The organism is Luoshenia tenuis, assembly GCF_014384745.1.
In the GTDB taxonomy this organism is placed as follows: domain Bacteria; phylum Bacillota; class Clostridia; order Christensenellales.
Map to the genome: position 1 here is coordinate 245,922 of NZ_JACRSO010000001.1, position 25,540 is coordinate 271,461.

The 25,540-nt window shown below is 58.6% G+C and carries 20 protein-coding genes, 1 pseudogene and 2 riboswitches; of the genes and pseudogenes, 5 read left to right on the plus strand and 16 right to left on the minus strand.

Annotation, left to right across the window (positions count from 1 at the left end; translation table 11 throughout):
• Window positions 1–9 precede the first annotated feature (9 nt).
• The 3 genes from H8699_RS01185 to H8699_RS01195 form a co-directional block, all read right to left on the minus strand.
• Window positions 10–1,014 carry a glycosyltransferase gene (locus H8699_RS01185; protein ID WP_249284110.1) on the minus strand — a complete coding sequence of 335 codons (1,005 nt, stop codon included), beginning with the start codon at window positions 1,012–1,014 and terminating at the stop codon, window positions 10–12.
• 231 nt (window positions 1,015–1,245) lie between these two features.
• On the minus strand, window positions 1,246–2,919 hold the full coding sequence (locus H8699_RS01190; protein ID WP_249284111.1) for a DEAD/DEAH box helicase: 1,674 nt from the start codon (window positions 2,917–2,919) through the stop codon (window positions 1,246–1,248).
• Between the two features lie 132 nt (window positions 2,920–3,051).
• Window positions 3,052–4,647 (minus strand): amidohydrolase, encoded by a 1,596-nt coding sequence (locus tag H8699_RS01195; protein WP_249284112.1) that lies wholly within the window; start codon window positions 4,645–4,647, stop codon window positions 3,052–3,054.
• 251 nt (window positions 4,648–4,898) lie between these two features.
• Window positions 4,899–5,001: riboswitch (THF riboswitch) on the plus strand.
• Window positions 5,002–5,060: 59 nt separating this feature from the next.
• Between H8699_RS01195 and H8699_RS01200 the strand changes: the two genes are divergently transcribed.
• Window positions 5,061–5,627, plus strand: a complete 567-nt coding sequence (locus H8699_RS01200; RefSeq protein WP_249284113.1) for a folate family ECF transporter S component — start codon at window positions 5,061–5,063, stop codon at window positions 5,625–5,627.
• Window positions 5,628–5,706: 79 nt separating this feature from the next.
• On the opposite strand, the gene pyrE is transcribed toward H8699_RS01200, so the two are convergent.
• From pyrE to H8699_RS12560, 8 genes and pseudogenes are all read right to left on the minus strand, one after another.
• Entirely contained in the window at window positions 5,707–6,372 is a 666-nt protein-coding gene (gene pyrE / locus H8699_RS01205; RefSeq protein WP_249284114.1) for an orotate phosphoribosyltransferase, read from the minus strand.
• Window positions 6,373–6,473: 101 nt separating this feature from the next.
• Window positions 6,474–7,046, minus strand: a complete 573-nt coding sequence (locus H8699_RS01210; RefSeq protein WP_249284115.1) for a DUF5714 domain-containing protein — start codon at window positions 7,044–7,046, stop codon at window positions 6,474–6,476.
• Window positions 7,047–7,142: 96 nt separating this feature from the next.
• Window positions 7,143–8,411 carry an ABC transporter permease gene (locus H8699_RS01215; protein ID WP_249284116.1) on the minus strand — a complete coding sequence of 423 codons (1,269 nt, stop codon included), beginning with the start codon at window positions 8,409–8,411 and terminating at the stop codon, window positions 7,143–7,145.
• Window positions 8,408–9,319 carry an ABC transporter ATP-binding protein gene (locus H8699_RS01220; RefSeq protein WP_249284117.1) on the minus strand — a complete coding sequence of 304 codons (912 nt, stop codon included), beginning with the start codon at window positions 9,317–9,319 and terminating at the stop codon, window positions 8,408–8,410. Before H8699_RS01220 ends, H8699_RS01215 begins: the two co-directional genes overlap by 4 nt.
• Before the next feature lie 27 nt (window positions 9,320–9,346).
• Entirely contained in the window at window positions 9,347–10,219 is an 873-nt protein-coding gene (locus tag H8699_RS01225) for a DUF4097 family beta strand repeat-containing protein (protein ID WP_249284118.1), read from the minus strand.
• Window positions 10,216–10,893, minus strand: coding sequence for a LiaF transmembrane domain-containing protein (locus H8699_RS01230; RefSeq protein WP_249284119.1), 678 nt, complete (start codon window positions 10,891–10,893; stop codon window positions 10,216–10,218). Before H8699_RS01230 ends, H8699_RS01225 begins: the two co-directional genes overlap by 4 nt.
• A 196-nt stretch (window positions 10,894–11,089) precedes the next feature.
• Entirely contained in the window at window positions 11,090–12,169 is a 1,080-nt protein-coding gene (locus H8699_RS01235; protein ID WP_249284120.1) for a tetratricopeptide repeat-containing glycosyltransferase, read from the minus strand.
• 194 nt (window positions 12,170–12,363) lie between these two features.
• Window positions 12,364–13,362: pseudogene (locus H8699_RS12560) on the minus strand (NTTRR-F1 domain); the annotation flags it as partial.
• A 520-nt stretch (window positions 13,363–13,882) separates the two neighbouring features.
• A riboswitch (ZMP/ZTP riboswitch) is annotated at window positions 13,883–13,967 on the plus strand.
• A 71-nt stretch (window positions 13,968–14,038) separates the two neighbouring features.
• Here H8699_RS12560 and pflB point away from each other — a divergent pair.
• Together pflB and pflA are read left to right on the plus strand one after the other, a co-directional pair.
• Window positions 14,039–16,270, plus strand: coding sequence for a formate C-acetyltransferase (gene pflB / locus H8699_RS01245; RefSeq protein ID WP_249284121.1), 2,232 nt, complete (start codon window positions 14,039–14,041; stop codon window positions 16,268–16,270).
• 3 nt (window positions 16,271–16,273) lie between these two features.
• Complete coding sequence (gene pflA / locus H8699_RS01250) at window positions 16,274–16,987, plus strand: pyruvate formate-lyase-activating protein (RefSeq protein WP_249284122.1); 714 nt, start codon at window positions 16,274–16,276, stop codon at window positions 16,985–16,987.
• A 52-nt stretch (window positions 16,988–17,039) separates the two neighbouring features.
• Here the strand turns inward: pflA and H8699_RS01255 are convergent, their stop codons facing one another.
• Genes H8699_RS01255 through H8699_RS01265 form a run of 3 tightly spaced genes read right to left on the minus strand, consistent with a single transcriptional unit; the run spans window position 17,040 to window position 19,300 of the window.
• Window positions 17,040–17,507, minus strand: coding sequence for a DUF3592 domain-containing protein (locus H8699_RS01255; RefSeq protein WP_249284123.1), 468 nt, complete (start codon window positions 17,505–17,507; stop codon window positions 17,040–17,042).
• 25 nt (window positions 17,508–17,532) lie between these two features.
• Window positions 17,533–18,729 (minus strand): cation diffusion facilitator family transporter, encoded by a 1,197-nt coding sequence (locus H8699_RS01260; protein ID WP_249284124.1) that lies wholly within the window; start codon window positions 18,727–18,729, stop codon window positions 17,533–17,535.
• 31 nt (window positions 18,730–18,760) lie between these two features.
• Window positions 18,761–19,300 (minus strand): TlpA family protein disulfide reductase, encoded by a 540-nt coding sequence (locus tag H8699_RS01265; protein WP_249284125.1) that lies wholly within the window; start codon window positions 19,298–19,300, stop codon window positions 18,761–18,763.
• 172 nt (window positions 19,301–19,472) lie between these two features.
• On the opposite strand from H8699_RS01265, the gene H8699_RS01270 reads away from it, so the two are divergent.
• Window positions 19,473–21,386 carry an NAD(+) synthase gene (locus H8699_RS01270; protein WP_249284126.1) on the plus strand — a complete coding sequence of 638 codons (1,914 nt, stop codon included), beginning with the start codon at window positions 19,473–19,475 and terminating at the stop codon, window positions 21,384–21,386.
• 175 nt (window positions 21,387–21,561) lie between these two features.
• Window positions 21,562–22,923, plus strand: a complete 1,362-nt coding sequence (locus H8699_RS01275) for an alanine/glycine:cation symporter family protein (protein WP_249284127.1) — start codon at window positions 21,562–21,564, stop codon at window positions 22,921–22,923.
• A gap of 63 nt (window positions 22,924–22,986) precedes the next feature.
• Here H8699_RS01275 and cimA read toward each other — a convergent pair whose 3' ends face one another.
• Window positions 22,987–24,573, minus strand: a complete 1,587-nt coding sequence (cimA, locus tag H8699_RS01280; protein WP_249284128.1) for a citramalate synthase — start codon at window positions 24,571–24,573, stop codon at window positions 22,987–22,989.
• A 114-nt stretch (window positions 24,574–24,687) separates the two neighbouring features.
• Window positions 24,688–25,536: a sugar phosphate isomerase family gene (locus H8699_RS01285; RefSeq protein ID WP_249284129.1), complete on the minus strand. Its 849-nt coding sequence runs from the start codon at window positions 25,534–25,536 to the stop codon at window positions 24,688–24,690.
• Window positions 25,537–25,540 lie beyond the last annotated feature (4 nt).

Below are 25,540 nucleotides of genomic sequence, written 5' to 3' on the forward strand. Positions count from 1 at the left end.
TCCTCCATTTTAATGCCGTATCGAATCGGGGAATACCTGTCTTAGAATGTTCCGTGCCCCCGTAGGGTCGCCCGCTTCAAGTCGCTTTGCATAATCCTGCTTGCTTACATCTTTAAGCTGTTTGCAGAGCGTATACATCCGTTCATCAAACAACGAGCGTGCAGCCACAAAAAAATCTTTGTACTCTTTTCGCGTTTCACAATATGCGTTATGCATCATTACCTGGCCTATAAAATGATCCAGATGCGCGCTCCAGACCGCGTCGCTGTAATCGCCGGCGCGCATCATTTGCTGGGTATATCGGTGAATCTCAATAAAATCACTGCGATGTTTTACGCCACGCCTGGATTCCTGGCCGGTAATGGATTGATCGCGCGCTTTACGATAATAATAAAGGTGGTCCGGCACGAGCGCCATTCTCTGCGCTTTGAGCGCCGTTTCGACAGAAAACGGCACATCCTCGTAAATCTTCCCCTCGATGAATCGCACGCCACATTCTCTAAGAAAACTATGCAAATACAGCCTGTCCCAAACGGCGATGCAGGCCACGATCTTAGGTGCCTGTTCTACTGTAAAAACTTTATTTTTCAGATGATAGTATAGGACCTCATCTCGATAATAGCCATATTTGCCCGTATCTTCAAAATATAATTTTAAATTGCAAATCGTAATATCAGCCTGTGCCTGCTCCGCACGCTGGTACAGGCGTTCAAACATATCCGGGGTGATGAAATCATCGCTATCGATAAAGCTGATGTACTTCCCCTGCGCCGCTTGCAACCCTCTATTGCGCGCACTGCTCATTCCACCATTTTCCTTCGAAATAACGTGGACGCGTTTATCCTTTTTTTCATATTCGCGAAGAATATTCAGGCTATTATCCGTCGATCCATCATTAATGCAGATCACCTCGAAATCGCCAAACGTTTGTGCCAAAATGCTGTCCAGACAGTACGCCAGACAGTTTTCCACATTATAAACTGGTATGATAACAGAAATCATCGGATTGGACATTTTCTTGCTGATTCCCCTTTAACCTAGAATAAGCCTGCGCCAAATTACAGCAATACTTTGGACATTTTACCATGTGGTCCCGAAATATGCAACAAACTGCTGTTTCCATACGATTTTTACAAGTCTTCCCCAGGCGCGCAATTCTTATCATGTTCATGATAGATTTGCCCATTTCATACTTTCTCTGACACGAAAAAGCCCTCCGCTAAATCGGAGGGCTTTAAACTTGCGTTAATGCAGCGGCCTTGTGCGCTTGCGCCGGCGCTCCGGCGGGTACGCGGGCGCTTCCTTGCCCGGGGCTTGGAGCGTAAAGCTCGCGCGGTTATTGCGGATGCGCGCCTTTTGCATGGTGCGCAGCACCTTGCGCGCATCCTCCGGCGTCAGCTCGATCAGGCTGTAATCGCCCCGCACATCGATCCGTCCAATATCCCGGGCGGCAATATCCGCCCCATCGCACAGCGCGCTGACGATAAAGTTAGGTGCCATGTCCTGACGCTTACCCAGGTTCAGCCGTACGGCTACCCGGCTGCGCACAGGCTTGCGGGCGGGCTTTTCGGCCGCCGTAACAGCGCGCACCTTGGGCAGCTTCATACGCCGCTCCTTTTCGCCCATCATGCTCAACAGCGTCGCTGCAATCTGGCGCGCGTCGTATCCCTCCTGTATTAGGGCCTCCACCGCCTCCATAGTTTGGGGTTGGGGCGGCTCATGAAGCGCCTCGCGTACCTTATCCATCCGCTGGCCGTGGCGCAGGCTCAAGATCTCTTCCCGGCTGGGCAGGGCCTTTTCCTTAATGTCCGCGCGGATATAATTGCGTATTTCGCGGATGCGGCGCACCTGCCCCCGGTTACAGGCCAAAATGTGGGCCGCCCCCCGCTTACCCGCCCGGCCGGTACGGCCGATGCGGTGGATATAGTATTCATCGTCCTGCGGGATATCGTAATTATATACCCCTTCTACGTCCTCTACGTCGATACCGCGGGCCGCCACATCGGTGGCCACCAAAATCTTGGTCAGCCCCAGCCGGAAATCCTGCATCACCCGGGTGCGGGCCATCTGGCTCATCTCCCCATGCAGGCCGGTGGCTTTAAAGCCGCTTTTGACCAGGTATTCCACCAACTCGTCCACCATCCGGCGGGTGTTGCAAAACACCAGCGCCCGCTCGGGCCGGTGGGCCTGCAGCAGAAGGTTGAGCGCGTCGGGCTTTTGGCCCGGCGGCACCAGGTAATAATATTGTTCGATGGCGTCCAGCGTCTTTTTGCCGCCATCCACCGCCACCATTACCGGGTCGTGCTGGAACTCGCGGGTGATCTGTAAAATAGCCGGCGGCATAGTGGCCGAAAACAGCAGCGTCTGCCGCTGCTGCGGCGCGTCCGCCAGAATGGTGCGGATATCGTCCAAAAAGCCCATATTGAGCATCTCGTCCGCCTCGTCCAAAATCACCATTTTTATCGCATCCAGCTTCAGGGTGCCCCGGCGCATATGGTCCATCACCCGCCCGGGGGTACCCACCACAAAATTGGCTCGGCGCAGCTGCTCAAGCTGGATAGGCATGGCTTGCCCGCCGTATAGAGTGGCCAGGTGTACATCCCGCTTAAACCGGGCAAACTTGGCCACCTCGCCGCTAATCTGCATGGCCAGCTCCCGTGTGGGGCAAAGCACCAGCACCGCCGCGCTGCCCGGCTGGGCGCTGAGCATCTCCACCGCCGGGATGCCAAAGGCCGCCGTCTTGCCCGTGCCGGTAGCCGAGCGGCCGATTATGTCTTTGCCCGCCAGCACCGCGGGGATGGCCGCGGCCTGGATATCCGTCATGCTCTCATAGCCCATCGCCTCCACCGCGCGCGAAAGCTCCGGCGAAAGGCTGACGGCCCCAAAGCCCGCCTGCACCGGCGTATCATTGTGTTCCATTGGTTGAATTTCCGTTTGCATTGATCCTCTCTTTCCTACAAAAAGGCAAGGACGGTAAAGTCCTTGCCTTTTCAAACAAATCCTTTTGCAACCTTAATATTATATCAGCTTCTAAGCCGCTTTTCAAGGCCTCTATCCTTTGCGGTAAAGCGTCCTGCCCTCTTTGAGCGTCTCCAGCACCTCGATATCCTTGATCTCCATCGGTTCCACCTTGAGCGGGTTGCGGTCCAAAATCACCAGATCCGCCAGCTTGCCGCTTTGCAGGCTGCCCTTTTTATCCTCCTGGGCATACTGCCAGGCCACATGCTCGGTAACGCCCTGGATGGCCTTATAGGGGCTGATGCGCTCATCCTCCCCCAATACCTGGCCGCTCTTGGTCAGGCGGTTGACCGCGCACCAGACCGTGTGCAGCATTTTGGGCGGCACCACCGGCGCATCCTGATGGAAGGTATAGCGCACCTGTTTTTGGACCGTGGTGCCCACAGGGCTAATGCGCATGGCCCGCGCGCGCCCCAGGTTTTTGATGTGCACATCCCCCCAGTAATAGGTATGGGCCACAAAGTAGGAGGGGATCATGCCGATCTGTTTCATCTCATCCAGCTGGTCGGGCCGCAGGGTCTGCGCGTGGATCATGACGGGGCGGATCTCGTTTTTCACGCCCATCTCCCCTAAGGCCGCCTTGAACGCGTCGATATACTGCTGGGCGGCCGCGTCCCCATTGCAGTGGGCCAATAGCTGCTGCTTTTCGTGCAGCGCCACCTCGCAAAACGCCTTTACCTGGGCATCGGTATAAATGGGGTAGCCCCTATAACCGTCCGGCGCATTCTCATAGGGTTCGCTCATCCAGGCCGTGCGTCCCTGGGGGGAACCGTCCAAAAATATCTTGTACCCGCCGATCTTTAAGTGGTTGAGGTAATTTTGGGTATAGGGGTGGTTGGCGCGCAGCAGCCTGCTGTTTTCCGCCAGGTCGATATAGGCTACCACGTCGATCTTTAACCGGCCTGCGTCGGCCATGGCCTTGAGCAGTGCAAAGTTGCCCGGCACCACCATGCCGTCCTGCGCGGTAGTGATCCCGTTTTTCAGGTATATCTCCTGCGCCTCGTCCATAGCCTGCATCATCTCTTCCAGCGTGGGTGCCGGAATCAGCGCGCTGACTTTGGTAAAGGCCGTTTCCTCCAGATAACCGTTGGGGTCCCCGCCGCTATCCCGGCCGATCACCCCGCCCGTCGGGTCGGGCGTCTCCCGCGTTATGCCCAGCTTTTGCAGCCCCAGGCGGTTCACCGCGCCCATGTGCCCTGAGGTATGGGTGACCAGCACCGGGTGATCCTCTATCGCGTCCAGCGCTTTACAGGTCGGGTGCATGCCGCTTGCAAGCTCGTTATGGTCGTATCCGTAGCCGATCAGCCAATCCCCTGCCGGGACGCCGTGGGCCTTGGCAAATTCCCTCAGGCGCAGGATGATCTCATCCTCGTCTTTGCAGCCGCTGAGATCCGCCACCCGCAGGTTGCTGGCCACATTGGTGATGTGGCTGTGGGCGTCCATAAAGGCGGGCATCAGGGTTTTGCCCTCCAGATCGATCATTTCCGCCTCGGCTCCGGCCAGCTCCCGCGCCCGCTCCAGCGAGCCGATAAAGGCGATTGCGCCGCCCTTGACCAGCAACGCCTGGGCGTAGGGCTGCTCTTCCCGCATGGTGATGATATCCCCGTTAAAGAAAAGTTTCTGCTCCATTGCGTGCTTTAACCTCCTTTGTGGCAGGCATTTCCAAGCCATACGCCTAGTGTGTACCTTTGCCTGCGCTTTCATACCGTCCCCCAACGGCCCAATCTCTCTGTATAGGATGCGCCGCCCCCGCTGGGTTTAGGCGCACGTTCTTTCTTTATCTATTGTTACACGGTTTTGCCCTTGCGTCAAATCCAGCCGGTCATTTTGATAAAATGGTTGCATTTGCGCCTCATTTCGCTATAATAGAGCGTGAACGAGGCAGAGTAGATGTTTGCGCGTAAAGTGTCAGCCGGACGGGGAGTTGCCGGCCGAACGAAAAGCCCACCCGGGCTTGCGGTGCAAGCGTCGCATCCCGCTGCTGCATATCGAAGGAGCCTTCCTAAGTTATGTGGCAACATATTTTTAGGAGGTGTTTTTTTATGCGAGATTTTCTCCGCCGTTTTCGTGAATCCGCCGCCCACTACAAATCCATCAAGGCCCTGACGTTGTGCGCCATGTTTATCGCGCTCAATATCGTGCTGGACTTTTTTTCGCTCCAGCTTACCCCAACCCTGCGGTTGGGTTTCGGCTTTTTGACCTCGGCGATGGTGGGCATGCTCTTCGGGCCGGCCATGGCTATGGGCACCGGCTTTGCCACCGACATCCTGTCCTTTTTGCTGATCAATTCCCGCAGCGGCGGGTACTTCCCCGGCTTTACCATCAGCGCCATCGTGGGTGGGCTGATCTATGGCACCGTGCTCTACAAGCGGCCCATCAAGCTTTGGCGCTCTTTTGCGGCTAAGGGGCTGATCAACGTGGTGGTCAATATCGGTCTGAATACCCTCTGGCTCTCCTTTACCCAGGGCAAGGCCGTATCCATTTTGATCATCGACCGGATCATCAAAAATGCCTGCCTGTGGCCGATCGAAAGCATTTTGCTGTTCCTGGTCTCCGTTATGGTCTATAAGGTGGCTCAGCGCTCGGGCATCGTTCGGGCAGGCGTTTAAACAGAGAGACGATCCTAACTCCCAAGATAAAAAGATCCCGGGGCGCTTTGCCCCGGGATCTTTTTCCTATCAACTGCATTTATTCAAAGATGCAGTACTGCTCCATATACCGTGCCATGGCCGGCAGCACCTCGTCATAGCCGCCCTGCTGCTTAAGATATTCATAGATATCCTGCACCGTGACCAGCGCGTGTACCCTGATGCCAAACGCCTCGCCTACCTCCATCACCGCCGTTTTGCCCGGGGTAGCCCCCACCTCGCAACGGTTGACCGAGATGAACATATCCCTTACCTGCACATCCGCGCACCCGGTCAGGATGGGCATAGTCTCACGGATGGCGGTGCCGGCCGTGATCACATCCTCGATGATGATCACCCGGTCCCCATCCACCGGCTTATAGCCTACAATGGCGCCGCCCTCGCCGTGGTCTTTGACCTCTTTGCGGTTAAAGAAGAAGGGCTTATCGATGCCGTAATTGCGTGCCAGCGCGCCGGCGGCGGCAGTCGCCAGGGGAATGCCTTTGTACGCGGGGCCAAACATCGCATCAAACTCCCCGCCGATAGCATCATGAATGGCGGCGGCGTAAAACTCGCCCAGCTTTGAGCTTTGCAGCCCCGTTTTATAATTGCCCGTATTGACAAAGTAAGGGGTATTGCGGCCGCTCTTGGTCACAAAACTGCCAAAGCGCAGCACATCCGCCCCCATCATAAACTCGATAAACGCCTTTTTCTCCTGCGTCAGCATAAGCCAGACCCCAACCCTTTCACTTATTTTCAACAAGTATATCACAAAACCGCGGGCCGTTAAAGCGCTTTGGCGAAGAACGCCGCCGCTTCCCCCCGCGTTTATCCCTTAAAAAAGGGACAGCTCGCGCCGATGCACTGGCGGTTTTGTTTTGAAAACGTACACGCAATATCCCCTTTGGGGAGCGTTATACCATATTGGCGGGATACAAAATCTATGGCGGTGAGGATCGATAGGTACGCATTCCGCTTGCAGCACCTGGGACCTCCAATGTCCGCTATCTTGTCCAAGGCCTGCGAGGCGAGGCGCAGATTGTCTTTATAGTATTGTCCACCTGAAAGCGGCCCTGTGCCATGGATGATGGATAGCGCCGCCCCCATCGAGGCGGCCGAACCACAAACGCCCCATTGTCCGCAGGTCGCCCCCGGCATTTTACTGCCCCTTTCGATCATTTCATCCAAGGCCGCTTCAAGGTCAAAATCCATGCCCGCATTATGCAGCGCGGTAAGCAAGCAGGCCCCATCGAGCACGTGATGCTCCGGCCCATGGATGGCGATATAGTCCTTTTTCATCAATTCAATCAGCAGCGCCACCGGGTCTTTGGATGCCGACTTTAGGCATTCCCTTTTTATCTGTGCAAAGCGCTCGTCCATTTCATGCTCCCTCTCATTCATCAATACTCTTATTATAACAAAAAGGCAGCCGGAAAGCATCGCCATCCTGCTGCCTGAAAGTCTATTTACGCTAAGTCGTTGTTTCTCAAATACCAGCTAAGCCTTTTTCATATTCTGGCGCAGCAGCCGCAATATCTCGCGCGGCTTGGGCGGGTTGCCGTACAGCAGCACGCCCATGCGGTAGATGCCAGCGGCCAGATAGCCGATGGCTACCGTGCTGACCAGCAGGATCGCGATGGAAGCGATGATCTCCCCGGGCGGCACGCTGCCCATGGCAATGCGGGTAAACATAGCCATAGGTGAGGTAAACGGGATATACGAGCAGGCCACCATCAGGGGGTTATCCACCGCCCCGGTGCCCATGGAGAACATGGTCACAAAAAAGGCGATGATGAAAAGGAAGGTGACCGGCAGCGTCAGGGTGTTGATATCCTCCGTGCGGGTAGCCAGGGAGCCCAGCGCCCCGTACATGAAAGCGTAAATGAAAAAGCCCAGTACAAAGAACAGGATGGTGTAGAGCAAAATGCTCAGCGGCATGCCAAAGATCGAGGTTACGATCATGTTGTCCGCCCAAAAGCTTTGATTGAGCTGATAAAACACAAACCCGCTGCCCAGGATCAGCGTCATTTGCAAAAGGCCCGCAAGTCCAGAGCCGATGACTTTGCCAAACATCAGCTGTGTCGGCCGGGCGGCGGTGATCAGCACTTCCATCGCCCGGGAGCTCTTTTCGGTGGCCACGCTGGTGGCCACAAACTGCCCATACATCAAAATGGCAAAGTACAGCGCAAAGATCAGGATATAAGTGTAAAAGAAGCTGGACATCTGGTTCTTGCCGGTCTGGATGGTCTCGTTTGTGATCTGCACATTTAAGACCGATTGCGCCTGCTCGGGCGTAAGGCCCAGCTGCGTCAGCGCGCTTTGCCGGTAAAACTGGGTCATCAGTTCATCCGCTATGTTGGTGGTCGCGTCATACATGCCCAGGTCGTCCACGACATAGAGGTACTCCGTAGGCGAAAGCAGCACGATGGCCCCGGCATATTCGCCGCTGGCGACCTGCGCCTTGATCTCCTCCAGCGAAAGCTCCGGGTCGAGGTAGGCGATATTTTGGTCCGCAAAGCCCGCGCCAAACAGCGATATTAGCGTCTCGCGCTGCCCCAGGTTCGCGGCGTCCTGCAGGGCCAGGGTGGTACGCTCCTCCGGCGGGGGCGCCGCCTCATCCCCCTGCGCGGCAAAGCCGGCGCTGATGCGCGGGTAAAAGAGCACCGCCCCCATCACCAGCACCAGGCATACCGTCAAGATCACAAAAGATTTGCGGGTCAGATAGGTGCGCAGCTCAAACTTCATGATATTCCAAAAATTGCTCATAGCCCCTCCTCGGTATACTGCACGAAGATGTCGTTCAGCGTAGGCTCATAAACCGCAAAGCCATCCACCTCCAGGCCGCTTTGGGCCAGCAGCGCCAAAAGGCGCGCCTTATCCTGTGCGCCGGGCAATCTGCAGGCCAGCGCCTCGCCCATCGTGCGGCTCTCCAGCACCAACCCTTGCGCGTTTTGTTTCAAATAGTCTTCCAGCCGCGCAAGCTCCGGCGACTGGATCAGCACCGTGCTGCGGTCGTATCCCCGCTTGATCTGGCGCAGGTTGCCGCCCAGTACGATGTGGCCGCCGTTTAGGATGGCGATATTTTCGCAAAACTCCTCCACATAGCTCATTTGATGGCTGGAGAAGAGCACCACTTTGCCCGCCGCCAGCAGCTCGCCCACCACGTCTTTGAGCAGCTGGGCGTTGACCGGATCAAGCCCTGAAAAGGGTTCGTCCAGAATGACGATCTCCGGATCGTGCATCAGCGTGGCGGCCAGCTGCACCTTTTGCTGGTTGCCTTTGGAGAGGGTGTCCAGCGCTTTTGTGGCAAAGGCGTCCATTTCCAAACGCTTGAGCCAGGCCAGCGCCGCTGCCCTGGCCTGCTTTGCCCGCATGCCGCGCAACACGCCCAGGTAGACCATCTGCTCTAAAATCTGCTTTTTGGGGTAGAGCCCCCGTTCCTCCGGCAGGTAACCGATGCGCACCCGCGCCTGGCGGATGGGGACGCCATCCACCAGTATCTCTCCGGCATCCGCGCCAAACACCTGCATGATGATGCGGATGGTCGTGGTTTTTCCCGCGCCATTGCGCCCTAAAAGCCCCAGCGCCTGCCCGCTTTGGGCGCTAAAGGATACGTTTTTCAGCACCTGATGCTCGCCAAAGCGCTTATCGATGCCTCTGACCTCCAGTTGCATGTTCTGCCTCCTCATCTCCTGTTCTTATCAGTTTGCCTGCCAATCCGCCGCCTGGCCAAACTGCACGCGGATGGCGCCAACGCCGCCCTGCAAGCGCAAGCGATTTGGCGCCCCGGCGCTATCGCCCAGCTCTCCGGAGATCTTCTCCCCGTCGATACGGATATCGCCCAAGCCGCTTTTGGCGGAGATGGCATAGGCGCTGCGCGCGTCCGCAAGGTTCAGCCGCAGCTCGCCCACGCCGCATTCCACCCGGCTATCGCCGGTCAGCCTGCCGCTTAAGCGCACTTCTCCCACCCCGGTCTTGGCCGTCATATCCTTAAAGTCCATATTTTCGATGCGTATCTCGCCCACGCCGCCGGAAAAATCCACCTTATCGGCGGCCATGCGATCCGCACGGAAAGAGCCGGCCCCGCACTCCAGCTTCAGTTCATCGCAAATCAGCTGCTCGACCTGCGTCTCTCCCGCGCCCAAATGGATGGAGGCGCGGGCCAGCCGGGTACCGGCCGGCAGGGTAATGACGATGCTGGGCGTAGCATTGCCGCCAAAGTTCCAGTTGAAAATATTAAATGCGTGATAGATGCTCTCATCCTGGATATACAGCGTCCCGTCGTCCCGCCGCTGGCAGGTAAAGCGTCCCTCATCCACGTTAAAAGCCTCCACGCGGAAAGTCTCTCCGCTTTTGATCTCCAATTTACCCGCCGCGTGGGAAACATCCAAAGACGTAATATCCTCAAAATCCCTAACGATCTGTGTCGTCATCTGCTGTTCACTCCCTTGCACGTCGCTGAAAAATCCGGCCACGCCAACTACGGCGCTCAGTATCCCCGAGATGATGCCCAGCGCCAGCAAAAGCCCCAGCCCCATGGCTATATATTTGATGGTTCTCTGTGTCGGGCTCATTTTACCTCCAGGCCTCCAAACAGCGTAAAGCCGTTAATGTAGATCGTGGGCGCATCCGGCGCCGGAACGGTATTGGTCTTGTTTTCAGCCCCGCCAAAGATGGGGGTATTGCTCAGCTTGACCTTGACGCCGGCAGGCACCCATACATCGCACCCGCCAAAGATAGAGGTCGCCTGGATGGTCACATCCTCCCGGATGATGGCCGCGCGCAGGTCCAGCTCAATACCGCCGAAAACAGCCGTAAGATCCGCTCCCTTAAATTCCTCCTGGGCGTATAGTTCTTTTTGTCCGCTGAAGATGGCGCAGTATTCCCGAATCTCGCCCTGGTGGCGGCTGCGCACCGTGCGCGCCTGGCGGTTGAACATATTTTGGAAGATCAGCGCCAGCCCCGCTACGATCAAAAGCAGCGGCAGGATCAATTTACCCATCATCTGCCAGCTGAGCCACCCCTGCGCGGCGGCCAGCAGCAACGCGCCGACCAAAAGGCCCCCGCAGTTGCCCGCATTAGGCCCATGCTGGATCAGCCCGATCAGGCAGGGTACCAAAATAAACAGCGTCCACCAGCCCGCAAAAAAGAGGCTGAAATCCCATAATCCGCTGATATTGCCGATAAAGATCACACCTAGCGCGATTAGCACCACGCCCCAAAGAATGCCGCCAGAACGATTTTTCATACCACAACGCCTCCTATACGCCCAGGATACCCCTCGGGCGATTACGCTTCCATTAAACCATATCTGGCCGGTATCATGCCACTACCCCTAGTAAAGTCGTTACAGATGTCACCCGATAAAAGGCCAGATGTAAACGCGGGAACGATATGCAAAAGCGCCGCCGGAGTTTTTCCGTCGGCGCTTTTGTCCGCTCTTTCTAACCGGATATTTTTTTCTCGATCAGGCGCAGATTTCCCTGCAGCCGTTCATCCTGCGGCGCGGCCTCTACCGCCAGCCGCACCCGCTCCAGCGCCTTTTCATACTGTCCGGTATAATAATAGCCTAAAGAAGCCAGGTCATAAGGCAGGCTGCCCCAGGCCGCAGCTTCGCAGATATACGTATCCGGCCGTACTGCGATGGCCAGCGCACATTCGGCCATATACACCACCCCTTCCCACTGCTTTTGGGTATAGAGCAGCTGGGCCAGCTCCACATAGGGTTCGCGCAGGTGAGGCGCCTCGGCAATTGCGCGCAGGTACCAGTCCCGCGCCTGGTCTGTTTGCCCTTTTGCCTGCAAGCTGCGCGCTATAAAGCGCATGGATGCGCTGCGCTCATCCGCCCAGCGGGCCGTCGGCATAGCCAAATGGCGCATAAGGGTTTCGATACATTTGTCCCACTGGCCGTGAAACATATATTCCCGCCCCAGGTAATGCATGTTGCGGTCATCCTGGGGGCACTCGGCCACAGAAAGCTCCAGCAACGGCAGATATTGCCCGCGGGATTTGCCGGGGTCTGCGTGATGGTCCAGCTGCATGCCTACGGCCTTGACCTGACGCATGGGCGCCTGGCCAAAGTACTCCAGCACCTCATGTACGGGATGGGTCCAGCGGAAGCCTTTGCGCGCATGCGCCTTTTCGATCCAAAACACCACGCCCTCGCTGCCATCGGGGTTAAAGTTCCAGGTATAGCGGTAGCGCGCTTGCTGTGTGCCAGGGATCCACGCGCGCTCCAGCGCTTTTCGCCATCCCGGCTGAAAGCGCTCATCCAGGTCAGTACAGATGCAGATATCCGCATCCTCATCCACCAGTTCCAGCGAGCGGTTGCGCGCCACATCAAACCGCCAGGGAACGATCACTTCCTGGGTCACCCGGACGCCCAGCGCCCGCAATTTTTCCACCGTCCCATCGGTCGAACCGGTATCCAGCACGACGATCCCATCTGCCTCGGCCATGGTATCCACCCAGCCTTGTACAAATTTCTCTTCGTTCTTACAAATCGCATAGACGATAATCTTCATAAAAGCCCTCCCTACGCATCCACTCTATTCGCCATCCGGGTGGCGATATTCTAACATGCGCTATACAAAAACAGGGCGGCACATAAGCGCCGCCCTGCCTTCAAAGATAACTTCTTACCGCTTTTACATCAGGTACTCAGCAAACCAGCCGCGCGCATATTGGCCAGCAGCGTGTTAAACTGCGTAACCACATCCGTCGTGCTGGTCGCATCCGTCACCGCGGCGGCCGGGGTGATCGTCCCAGTGGGGCCAGTGGGCCCTGTAGGACCCGTAGGACCTTCAGCACCAGCGGCGCCCGCAGCTCCGGTAGGACCGGTGGGGCCTTCGGCACCAGCGGCACCCGCAGCTCCAGTAGGACCTGTCGGACCTTCGGCACCAGCGGCACCCGCAGCTCCGGTAGGACCGGTAGGACCCGTAGGACCTTCAGCACCAGCGGCGCCCGCAGCTCCAGTGGGGCCAGTGGGCCCTGTAGGACCTGTAGGACCTTCGGCACCAGCGGCACCCGCAGCTCCGGTGGGACCCGTGGGGCCTTGCGCACCAGCAGCGCCCGCAGCTCCAGTAGGACCTGTCGGACCTTCAGCACCGGTGGCTCCCGTAGCTCCAGTGGGACCCGTGGGGCCTTGCGCGCCGGCAGCGCCAGCAGCTCCGGTGGGACCCGTGGGGCCTTCAGCACCAGTGGCGCCCGCAGCTCCGGTGGGACCCGTGGGGCCTTGTGCGCCAGCGGCGCCCGCAGCTCCGGTAGGACCGGTGGGCCCCGTCGGGCCGCCCGCAGGGCCAGCGGGACCGGTAGCGCCCGTTGCGCCCGTTGCCCCCGCAGGGCCGGTGGGGCCTGTAGCGCCTACGCCAGCAGGGCCGGTCGGGCCGGTAGCACCCGTTGCGCCCGCTGGGCCGGTAGCGCCGTTTAAGCCGGCGGGGCCGAGGGGACCGGTGGCGCCAGTCGCACCCGTGGGGCCAGTAGCACCGGTATCGCCCGTTAAACCTCTGGGGCCGGTGGGACCCGTCGGGCCAATAGGGCCGGTAGACCCCGTAGGGCCGGTAACCGTTACCAGGGTAAAGTCCGGCGACGTACCCGGTGTGCCGGAGGGGTTATCCCGGTTGACGCGATAGATCGCGCCGTTGTAGAAAACAAAATCGCCCGCGTCATAGGTAGCATTTGGATCAAAGGGATACACATCATCCAGCCCAGGACCCATGGGCCCCGTCGGGCCGGTAGGCCCTACACAGCCCGGCGGGCAGGGGGGCGGACAGGGCGACGGGCAAGGCGGCGGACACGGCGGCCGGCAGCCAGGCGAGCAGCTGCTGCAAGAGAGCCCCGGGCGGCTGCACCAATCTACGCGGCCCGTCCGTCCATTGCCGTTGACATAAAAGCCGTTTCTGTCAAACATTTCTTTTTACCCTCACTTCTAGGATCAGATTAGGTTGCGCCGCCACCTTCGCGGTGCGGCTATACCGAACCTATCCTCAGTATATTCATTCCCCGCCAAGGTGTTACTGCGCCCGGTATATCCCCTATGCCTTCCCGTCCCGGCCGCTATTGCAGGCGGATACCATGCCGCCCCCTCCCTTTGCCGCAGCCCTATCCGGCTCCGCACGGAAGCTAGGTATCGGATATATCTCCTTTTTATCTTTTAAAGATATAGAATATCAATAGCAAAAATGTTTTATCAGGCTTGACAGCGGTGCTGTTTCTCTCGTATACTGAGATTAATCAAAGCCGCTTTATGTGACTGACGGATGATTGTGGGTTACCACAGTGAAGCATAAAGCTTGTAAAAGGCCGACCGTCTGGGCAACCCTGATATCCAAGGGCTGCCCTTTTTTATTGGGCGCCAAAGGGTTTGGGGCAAACATCCAAAGGAGGCTATACTGATGGAGTTTAACCAGTGGCAGGGATTTAGGGGCGAGCAGTGGAAGCAGCGTATCGACGTACGCGATTTTATCCAGGCCAATTACACCCCTTATGCAGGGGACGCATCCTTTCTCGCCGGGCCGACGGAGCGCACGCAGGCCCTGATGAAACGGCTGCAAAATCTGCTGACGGTAGAGCGGGAGTTTGGCGGCGTGTTGGATATCGATACCACCACCGTCTCCTCGCTGACCAGCTATGAGCCCGGTTACCTGGATAAAGAGAACGAGCTGATCGTAGGCCTGCAGACCAACCGGCCCTTAAAGCGCGGCATCAATCCTTTTGGGGGCATCCGCATGGCGCGGGCGGCCTGCCAGGCCTATGGCTATCGCCTGTCTGATAAGATCGAAGACGAGTTTACCTACCGTACCACCCATAACGACGGGGTATACCGCGTCTATACTTCGGAGATGCGCAAGGCCCGCAAGAGCGGCGTCATCACCGGCCTGCCGGACGCCTACGGCCGCGGCCGCATCATCGGGGATTACCGCCGGGTAGCCCTTTACGGCATCGACGCGCTGATCGCCGAAAAGCAAAAGGACAAGGCCCGCATCGGCGAGAACCTGATGGATGTGGATAACATCCGGTTAAGCGAAGAGCTGTACCAGCAGATCAACTTTCTGGGCAAGTTAAAGGAGATGGCCGCCATGTACGGCATCGACATCAGCCTGCCCGCTGCCAATGCCAAAGAGGCCATCCAATGGCTGTACTTTGGCTATCTGGGCGCTATTAAAGAGCAGAACGGCGCCGCCATGAGCCTGGGGCGCACCGCCACCTTTATCGATATCTACTTAGAGCGGGATATGGCCGCCGGCCGCCTGAGCGAGCAGGGCGCGCAGGAGCTGATGGATGATTTCGTCATGAAACTGCGCATGGCCCGCCATCTGCGCACGCCGGAGTATAACGAGCTGTTCGGCGGGGATCCCATGTGGATCACCGAGTCGGTGGGCGGCATGGGCGAAGACGGGCGCACGCTGGTCACCAAAAATTCCTTCCGCATGCTCAATACCCTGTATACCCTGGGGCCGGCGCCCGAGCCTAACTTGACGGTGCTCTGGTCCCCATCCCTGCCGGAAGGATTCAAGGATTTCTGCGCCAAGATCTCCATCGATACCGATTCGATCCAGTACGAGAACGACGAGGTGATGCGCCCCCTGTATGGGGATGACTACGCCATCGCCTGCTGCGTTTCCGCCATGAAGGTGGGCAAGCAAATGCAGTTTTTCGGTGCCCGGTGCAACCTGCCCAAGATCTTGCTGCTGGCCTTAAACGGCGGGCACGACCCGGTAAGCGGGCTGGAGCTTGGGCCGCAGATGCCCCCCTATGAGGGCGACCAGTTGGAGTATGGCGCGGTCATGGACCGGTTCGAGCAGTATTTGAGCTGGCTGTGCAAGCTGTATGTCAATACCATGAACGTGATCCACTACATGCACGATAAGTACGCCTACGAAAAGACCCAGATGGCCCTGCACGATACGGATGTGGAGCGCTTTATGGCCTTTGGCGTGGCGGGCTTAAGCGTGCTGGCGGATTCATTAAGCGCTATCCGCTACGCAAAGGTGCGCCCCATTCGGGATGCCCAGGGGTATATCTGCGATTTTGAGACCACCGGCGAATTCCCCCAATACGGCAACGATGACGACCGGGTGGATCAGATGGCGGTAGAGACCCTGGCCAAGGTGAGCGCAGAGCTGAAAAAGACCCCCGCCTACCGCGGCGCGCTGCACACCCTGTCGGTATTGACCATTACCTCCAACGTGGTGTACGGCAAAAAGACCGGCGCCACCCCGGATGGCCGCAAGAAGGGCGAGCCCTTTGCCCCCGGCGCCAACCCCATGCACAACCGGGAGAAGATGGGGGCGCTGGCCTCCCTCAACTCGGTGGCCAAGCTGCCCTACGATTGCTGCCGTGACGGCATCTCCAACACCTTCTCCATCGTACCCAGCGCCCTGGGGGCCGGCCGGGAAGCGCAATCGGCCAACCTGGTCGCCATTCTGGACGGCTACTTTACCAACCGGGCGCATCACATCAACGTCAACGTGTTGGACCGGCAAAAGCTGATCGACGCCTATGAGAACCCGGAGGCCTATCCCAACCTGACCATCCGCGTTTCCGGCTATGCGGTCAACTTCCACAAACTCAGCCGGGATCAGCAGCGCGAGGTCATCAGCCGCACCTTCCATGCGGCGCTGTAAAGCATGGAAGGGCTGATCCATTCCATCCAGACCCTGGGCGCGGTGGACGGGCCGGGCGTGCGGTTCGTGGCCTTTGTGCAGGGCTGCCCGCTGCGCTGCGGGTACTGTCATAACCCGGATGCACAGCCCCTTACCGGCGGGCAGGCCTATACGCCCCAAGCCCTGTTTGCGCTGGCCAGCCGCTACCGCAGCTATTTTGGCCGGGCGGGCGGGGTCACCCTTTCGGGCGGCGAACCATTGCTGCAAGCCCCCTTTGCCCAGGCCTTTTTTGCCCTGTGCCGGGAGGGCGGCATCCACACGGCGCTGGATACCAGCGGCTGCCGTTTGGATGAGCCGGTGCGCGGGCTTTTGGATGAAACCGATCTGGTTTTGCTGGACATCAAGTTCACCATCGAGGCGGACTATCAGCGCTATGCCGGCTGTTCGCTTGCGGCCCCGCTGCGCTTTTTAGACGAGCTGACCGAGCGAAATATCCCCTGCTGGATACGCCAGGTGATCGTTCCTACCCTAAACGACGACGAGGGGAATATCGCAAGGCTCAACGCGCTCCTTGCCGGGCACCCCAATGTGCGCAAGGTGGAGCTGCTTCCCTTCCGGAAGCTGTGCCAGACCAAATACGATGCGCTGGGGCTGCCCTTCCCCTTTGGGCATCTGCCCGAAGCCGGGCCGGATAAGGTCGCAAAATTGCAGGAGAAGGTCCTGCTTCCCCATAAATAAGCGCCCGCTAAGTGCAAAAACGGCGCCGTCTGCTCAGACGGCGCCGTTTATTTTACGCGCTGCTACCCTTTCTCCGCGTTCGCCTTTTTCTTTGCGCTGTTTTACGTCCCCGGCCCAGCAGGCCCAGGACCAGCGGAGCTGCAAAAAAATAGGGTACATAGGGATCCAACCCGGGATGGGGTTTATGGAAAGAGGCCAGAGAAGGCTTGCCGGGATCGTACCATATCTCCACCTGGTCTCCCGCCGCAAAGTCGCTGTCATAGCCGGCATAACTGTCGCTGGCGGTATATCCCACCCCCGAAACGGTATAAGCGTAATCGATGCGGTGGTGCCGCTTGCTGCCTGGACTTTTGCCCCCAGTGGTATAGCGTTCCACCTGCAAAACCACGCCGTTTGCCATTTGCCAATCCGCATACTGCTGGAGCCGGGCAATATAGATGCAAATAGAAATCGCGACGGCAAAAAGCACCACAGTCAGCGCGGCCCACCGCTTTTGGGATGCCTTGCTCAGCCGTTTCAACCGTTCTTCCCTCCTGTAGCCAGGTTTAGTTCATCTTGGTCTTGCCCTTGGTCTCGGAGATATACGCATGGTCAATGGTGACTACCGCGTAGCACTTCCCCTCCATTTGACTTACCGCGCTATAGATCGCCTGGGTGATCTCATCATCTGCCTTTTTGCACGCAAAGGGCACGGATACGTCAAAAATCAGGTTGCTGTGGGTCTCCCCCAGCACTACGCGGAAATCGTGCATGGACAGCAGCGGGTCGATGCTCCGGATGATCTGCTCCATTTTAATGCGCAGCGCGTTGACCCGCTCGTCATCGGTCACGATCGGGTCCAAATGGATCACCAGATGGATGCCGCAGTCGGTATCAAAGTCCCTTTCAATATTGTCGATCACGTCATGGCTTTTCAGGATATCCACGCTGGAGGAGACCTCCACGTGCGCCGAGGCGAAGCACCGCCCCGGGCCGTAATTGTGCACCATCAGGTCGTGGATGCCCAACACCCCGTCATAGCTAAGCACCTTAGTTGCAATCATATTGGTCAGTTCCTGATCCGGCATCTGTCCCAACAACTGGTTGAGGGTATCTTTAAGGATGCGAATCCCCGATACGATGATGAACAGCGCCACCAGCGCCCCCATGTAACCATCCAGCTGGAAGCCGATCGCCGGGCTGATGATCGTAGAGAGCAGCACCGCGCCGGTGGCCAGCACGTCCGAGAGGCTGTCGGTAGCCGTGGCCTGCATCACCATCGAATCGATCCTTTTGCCCAGCGTACGGTTGTAGGAGAACATCCACAGCTTGACCAGGATGCTGGCCGCCAGGACCCCCACGCTGACCCAGCTGAACTCGATGGCCGGAGGATGGGCGATATGATCGATGGACGAGCGGATCAGCTCCACCCCCAGCGTCAGCACCAGTATCCCCACCACCATAGAGGCGATATATTCGATGCGCGCATGCCCAAAGGGATGGCCGCTGTCCGCCGGGCGGCTGGATAGGCGAAAGCTGACCAGCGAGATCAGCGAGCTGCCCGCATCCGAGAGGTTGTTGACCGCGTCCGCCGTAATAGCCACGCTTTGAAAGAGCGTGCCCACCACAAACTTGCCGCCAAACAGCAGCAGGTTGCACAGCACCCCAATGCAGCTGGCCAGGTTGCCATAGCGCTGGCGCACCCGCACATCCTGCACTTTATCATAATCCCGCACAAATTTGCGCACCAGAAAATCGATCATACCCGCATCCTATCCTCTTTGTCTATCCGTTTTATTCTATATCCCCGGCCAGCATCTCCTCGATAATGGCCTGCCAGGCCGCCTTGTCCCGCGCGCCCAGATAGCTCGGCCCCACCTGCCGGCCCGCCTGATTCACAAAAAACGTCTCCGGCACTGCGGAAACCGCGTTCAGCTTGGCCGCATCCAGCGATTCGGAGGGCAGCAAATGCCGGTAATCCGCCCCGGTAGCGCTGATGATCTGGCGGGCTTGCTGCAGCTGGCCCATGGAGAGCGAGCCGTCCCTATTCAGCACGTCCGTCACGATGCCGATCACCTGAAACCCTTGCCCGGCATAGGCATCGTTCAATTCGCCCAGCGTTGGCATCTCGCTGATGCAAGGGCTGCAATAGGTCGCCCAAATGTTGACCATGGTCAGCTTATGCTCTTTAAAAATGCTTGCGTCGACCCGCTCGCCAGTCAAATCCAGGGCATCCAGCGCACCCAGGTCCGCGCCGTCGCCCGCCGGCGCGCAGGCCGCTACCAGCAAAAGCAGGGCCAGCAATAATCCTACTATAGTCCGCTTCTTGCGCATAAATTCCTCCCATTGCAGGCGCAAAGCCTGTTTTATTAATTGTAAGGACTCACCCCCTTCCTGTCAACAAAGGGCGGGACGAATCCGTCGATTTGCATCAAAACTACATAATCCGTTAAAATAGGGGGGTAAGTATACCGCCCTGATGGGCGTAAATGGGGAGATGTAGGTTATGAAGGATGGTTTTATCAAAGTCGCTACCGCCTCGCCGGAGATCCGCGTGGCGGATTGCGCCTATAACGCAGGGCAGATCGTTTCCGCCATGCAGGAGGCATCCAGTAAGGGCGCAAAGCTGCTGGTGTTGCCAGAGCTGTGCCTGACCGGGTATACCTGCGGCGACCTGTTTTTGCAGCGCGCGCTGCTGGACGGCGCGCTTTTAGCGCTTGCCCAGATACTGCGCCAGACGGCACAGCTGGAAATGATAACCGTTATAGGCCTGCCCATCCGCAGCCAGGGGCAGCTTTACAACTGCGCGGCGGTGCTGTATCAGGGCCAGCTGTTGGGGCTGGTGCCCAAGAGCCATCTGCCCAATTACGGCGAGTTTTACGAGCAGCGCCACTTCTCCCCCGCGCCGGAAGAGAACCGCACTTTCCAATGGGAAGGGCACGAGGTGCCCTTTGGCAGCAAGTTGCTATTCAGGTGCAACCAGCTGCCGGAATTTACGCTGGGCGTGGAGATCTGTGAGGATCTATGGGTCCCCATCCCGCCATCGGGCCCGCTGGCCCTGGCCGGTGCCACGGTGATCTGCAACCCCTCGGCCAGCGATGAAACCATCGGCAAGGCTGCCTACCGCAGGCAGCTGCTGTGCGCCCACTCGGCCCAGCTGGTGTGCGCCTATCTGTATGCGGATGCCGGGGAGGGCGAATCCACTACGGATATGGTATTTTCCGGCCATTGCCTGATCGCCGAAAACGGTACGCTGCTGGCGCAGGCCCAACCCTTCGCCCCCCGTCTGTTGCTGACCGAGATCGACGTACAGCGCCTGGAAGGCGAGCGCCGCCGGCTGACCAGCTTCGGTTCTGAGCCGGCGGGCTACACCGTCCTCCCCTTTGATATGCGCCTTTCTCAGACCCAGCTGACCCGCGAGGTTTCATCCTTTCCCTTCGTCCCGCAGGATGGCCCCAGCCGGGACGCCCGGTGTGAAAGCATTTTGGCCATGCAGGCTGCCGGGCTGCAAAAACGCCTGCGCCACACGGCCGCGCACACCGCGGTGATCGGCATCTCCGGCGGGCTGGATTCCACACTGGCGCTGCTGGTAACCTGCCGCGCCTTTGACCAGCTTGGGCGCCCGCGCGGCGAGATCATCGCCGTGACCATGCCGGGGTTTGGCACCACCGGCCGCACCTACCGAAACGCTCAGGCCCTTTGCCAGCGCCTGGAAATCACCCTGCTGGAGGTCAATATCGCCTCCGCCGTAACCGGGCACTTTGCCGATATCGGCCAGGACCCTGACCTGCGGGATGTAACATACGAAAACGCCCAGGCCAGGGAGCGCACGCAGATACTGATGGATATCGCCAACCAACGCCAGGGATTGGTGATCGGCACGGGCGATCTGTCCGAGCTGGCGCTGGGCTGGGCCACCTATAACGGAGATCATATGTCCATGTATGCGGTCAACACCTCCATCCCCAAAACGCTGGTGCGCCACCTGGTAGCCTATGCGGCCTCCCAGGCCGGAGAGGCGCTGCGCAGCGTATTGCAGGATGTTCTGGATACCCCGGTAAGCCCGGAGCTGCTGCCCGCAGCGCAGGGGCAGATCGTCCAAAAGACCGAGGAGCTGGTAGGCCCTTATGCCCTGCACGATTTCTTTTTATACTATGCCATCCGCTGGGCCTTTCCGCCCGCCAAGGTCTACCGCCTGGCGCGCTATGCCTTTGCCGGCGCATACGATGGCAAGACCATACTCCACTGGCTGCGCACCTTTTACCGGCGCTTTTTTGCCCAGCAATTTAAGCGCAGCTGCCTGCCGGATGGCCCAAAGGTGGGTTCGGTCACCCTCTCGCCCCGGGGCGATTGGCGCATGCCCAGCGATGCCTGCGCCGCCCTCTGGCTCGATGAATTGGAGCGCTTGACGCCGCAGTAAACTGGCTTTTTCCAACCGCAGGCCGCCCGTCATCTTTATGCGGGCGGCTTTTTTGCACATAAAAAGGCGTTTTCAGCGCAAAATACCGCTTTTTTCTGCAAAAATCCCTTCCCACAGGCCGCGCTATCGGTTACAATAGGAACTGTTTGTTAATTTTTTATCAGGAGGGGTATCGTTGGACGCTGTGATGCAGGTAGTAAACGGGATCAATATCGTATTGTGGGATTGGGTGCTGCTCATCCTCCTTTGCGGCACGGGGATCTATTTTACCTTCCGGCTTAAGTTCATCCAGATCGCGAAGTTTAAGGATAGCTTTAAGGCCACCTTTGGCAATATCCGCCTGCGGGGCGACAAGGCGGGCCGGGATGGGATGAGCTCTTTCCAGGCGCTGGCCACGGCCATCGCCGCGCAGATCGGTACCGGCAACATTGCCGGCGCGGCCACGGCCATCGTATCCGGTGGGCCGGGTGCGGTATTCTGGATGTGGGTCAGCGCCTTTTTCGGCATGGCGACCATCTTTTCTGAGGCCACGCTGGCCCAGGAGTATAAAACCACGGTGGACGGCGAGGTGGTTGGCGGGCCGGTCTACTACATCAAAGCGGCCTTTCGCGGACGCTTCGGCAAATTTTTAGCCGCCCTTTTCGCCGTGCTGATCATTTTGGCGCTGGGGTTCATGGGCAATATGGTGCAGGCCAATTCCATCGGCGAGGCCTTCTCCACCGCCTTCAACATCCCCGCCTGGTGCGTGGGGCTGGCTGTGGCCGCTGTGGCCGCCTTTATCTTTATGGGCGGCGTGGGGCGCATCGCCTCGGTAACGGAGAAGATCGTGCCCTTTATGGCGCTGCTATACATCCTGGGTTCGCTGGTGGTGGTCGGGGTCAACTACCAGCAGATCGGCCCGGCATTCCAATCCATCTTCATCGGCGCCTTTAACCCCCAGGCCGTAATGGGCGGCGCTTTGGGTATCACCATTAAAGAGGCGGTGCGCTTTGGCGTGGCGCGCGGCCTCTTCTCCAACGAGGCCGGTATGGGTTCTACCCCCCATGCCCACGCCATCGCCAAGGTCAAGCACCCCTGCGATCAGGGTATCGTGGCCATGATGGGTGTTTTTATGGATACCTTTGTGGTGCTCACCCTCACGGCGCTGACCATTTTGACCACCGGGGCTCTGGGCAGCGGGCAGACCGGCACCGCGCTGACGCAGGTGGCCTTTTCCAGCGTGCTGGGACAGGCGGGCAATATCTTTATCGCCATCTGTCTGCTCTTTTTCGCCTTCTCCACCATTGTAGGGTGGTACTTTTTTGGACAAGCCAACATCCGTTACCTGTTCGGGCAAAGGGCGGTCAAATTCTACTCATTGCTGGTGGTGGGCTTTATCGTGCTGGGCTCCTGCCTCAAGGTCGATCTGGTATGGACGCTTTCGGATATGTTCAACGGCTTTATGGTCATCCCCAACCTGCTGGGCGTGCTGGCCCTGGGTGGCGTGGTGGCCAAGCGTTACCGCGACTATCGGGAGGATCCGCTGCGCAACCGTTAACGCCGTCGGCAAACTAAAAAAAAGAGCAGGCCAGCCATGCCGGTCTGCTCTTTCTTATTGCCGTCATTCCCCCGCCTGGGGCTGTGCCTGGTCGCGCAGCAGCTTATATTCCAGCGAATCCACCAGCGCCTGCCAGCTGGCCTCGATCACGTCCGAGGATACGCCGATGGTGGTCCAGCTGCCGGTCTCGTCGCTGGATTCGATGATTACGCGCACCAGCGCGGCCGTGGTATCGCTGGAGTCCAGCACCCGCACCTTAAAATCGCTTAAATGCATGGTCTTCAGGCTGGGGTAAAAACGCTCCAGCGCCCTGCGCGCCGCCTTATCCAGCGCGTTTACAGGGCCGTTTCCCACCGCGGCGGAAATCTCCTCCTCGCCGTTTACGGCGATCTCTACCATAGCGCTGGCCACATGGCCATCCAGCGCCGGTTCATTGATGATGACTTTAAAGCCCTTTAGATCAAAATAGGTGTGCCCCAGCCCGGTCATCCGCCGCACCAAAAGCTCAAAAGAGGCGTCCGCCCCTTCGAACTGATAGCCGCGGTTCTCAAGGGCCTTCAGCTCGCTTAATATATTCCGGGTCTCGGGCGAGTCCTTGGTCAGCTCCGGCAATATCTGCCTGGCGCGCTGCAAGACTGCCATACGACCCGATATCTCGGAGAGCAAAAACTGGCGTTTAGCCCCAACCGCCTCCGGCGGGACGTGCTCGAAAGAGCGGGGATCCTTCTTGACCGCATCGATATGCATGCCCGCCTTGTGGGCAAAGGCATTGCGCCCCACATAGGGGCTGCCCGAGTAGAGCGTAATGTTCATCGTCTCTGCCGAGAGCTGAGCCAACGCGGCCAGGCGGGTAATGCTGCTCTCCGGCAGGCAGGGATAGCCCAGCTTTACCTGCAGGTTTGCCGCCATCACCCAAAGGTCGGTATTGCCGCAGCGCTCCCCCAGCCCGCAAAGCGTACCCTGCGCCATCGTAGCCCCGGCGCGCACCGCCTCAACGGTATCGGCCTGCGCCATGCCGGTATCATCATGGCAGTGGATGCCCACCGGACAGTCTACCGCGCCGCAGGCCGCGCGTACCGCGGGCCCGATCTCGTGGGGAAAACTGCCGCCATTGGTATCGCAAAGGCATACCCAGTCCGCCCCGGCTTGCGCGGCAGCGCGCAGGGCGGCAAGAGCATAATCCGGGTTATGTTTGTACCCGTCAAAAAAGTGCTCCGCGTCAAAGATCACTTCCCGCCCGTTGGCCTTCAGGTAGGCAACGGTATCCGATATGATCTTCAAGTTCTCCTCCAGGGTAGCCCGCAGGATATCCGTTACATGAAAATCCCAGCACTTGCCAAATACCGCCACCGCCGGCGTATTGGCCGCCAGCAGCGCCTTCAGGTTCTCATCCTGCTCCGGGCTTGAGCCCAGGCGGCAGGTCGCCCCAAAAGCTACCAGCCGGGCCTGGCGCAGCTTCAGCTTGGCGGCGGCCGCGTAAAAATCGCGGTCCTTGGGGTTAGAGCCGGGGTTGCCGCATTCGATATAGGGCACGCCCGCCTCATCCAACAGCCCTACGATCTTCAGCTTATCCTTAACGGTAAACGCCGCGCCCTCGCCCTGCGCGCCCTCGCGCAGCGTCGTATCATACAGCGTGATCTTCTTTTGCAAATAGCATCCCTCCTAAGGCACGAGGCCTTTTATCATTATACCGTATCTTGCGCCCCTTGCCTATAGAGAGAAAAAGGCGGGCCCAGCCTCTTGGGTCCGCCTTATAAGCCGTATTCAGCGCAGTGCCCCCATTGGGACGCGCGCCACCTGCCTTGTTACCGTCAGCTTGGCGTCCGGATGCTGCTGGAAGAAAGAGGCTGGCACATGGCAGCTGACCTCCCCATGCAAAATCTTGCGCACGATGCCGCACTGCCATTCCCGGTTGCAATAAAAGCGGATCTTTTTGGCCGAGAGGATCTCCTTCATGCCAATGGTGATGCAGTATTGCGGGATCAGGTCGATCGCGCCGCGCGCGCCGGTAAAGCCGTTGATGGTACGGGTCTCCCGGCTGATGCGCAGCACCCGCGTGCCCAGGGCCTTAAAGGCCGCATCGCTGATGGATTCGCCCGGCTCGGGCGGCTCGTTAAAGGCAATATGGCCGTTGATGCCGATGCCGCCCACCGCCATATCCACCCCGCCCAGGCGCTGAATCTCCGTCCAATTCTCCGCTTCCCGTCCCCGGGTGGGGATGTGGTGCTGCTCCGGCGCGGGACGCAGCTCCGGATCGATCGACTGGAAAAACCGCTTGAGAAAGCCGGTAAAGCTCAGCGGATGATCCTCAGGGATGGAATCAAGATCGTCATCCAGGTATTCGTCCATCTGGAATACATGCACATTTTTAAAGTCGATACGTTCAGCATTGATGCGCCTGGCCAGCGGCGCATACTGCCCTACCGGGCCCACCGGCCAGATGAATACCGTATGCCGCCCGGCCGCGTTATTCTCGCGCACCAGCGCCAGGATCTCCTCCGCCATGGTCTGGCACATCATTTCGTCATCCTGCACCACTTCAAGGGCGATAGGGCTTCCCTTGCCCAGTTCTTCCTCCGGGATATTGAGTACCGCCAACAGTTTCTGATCCATCCTT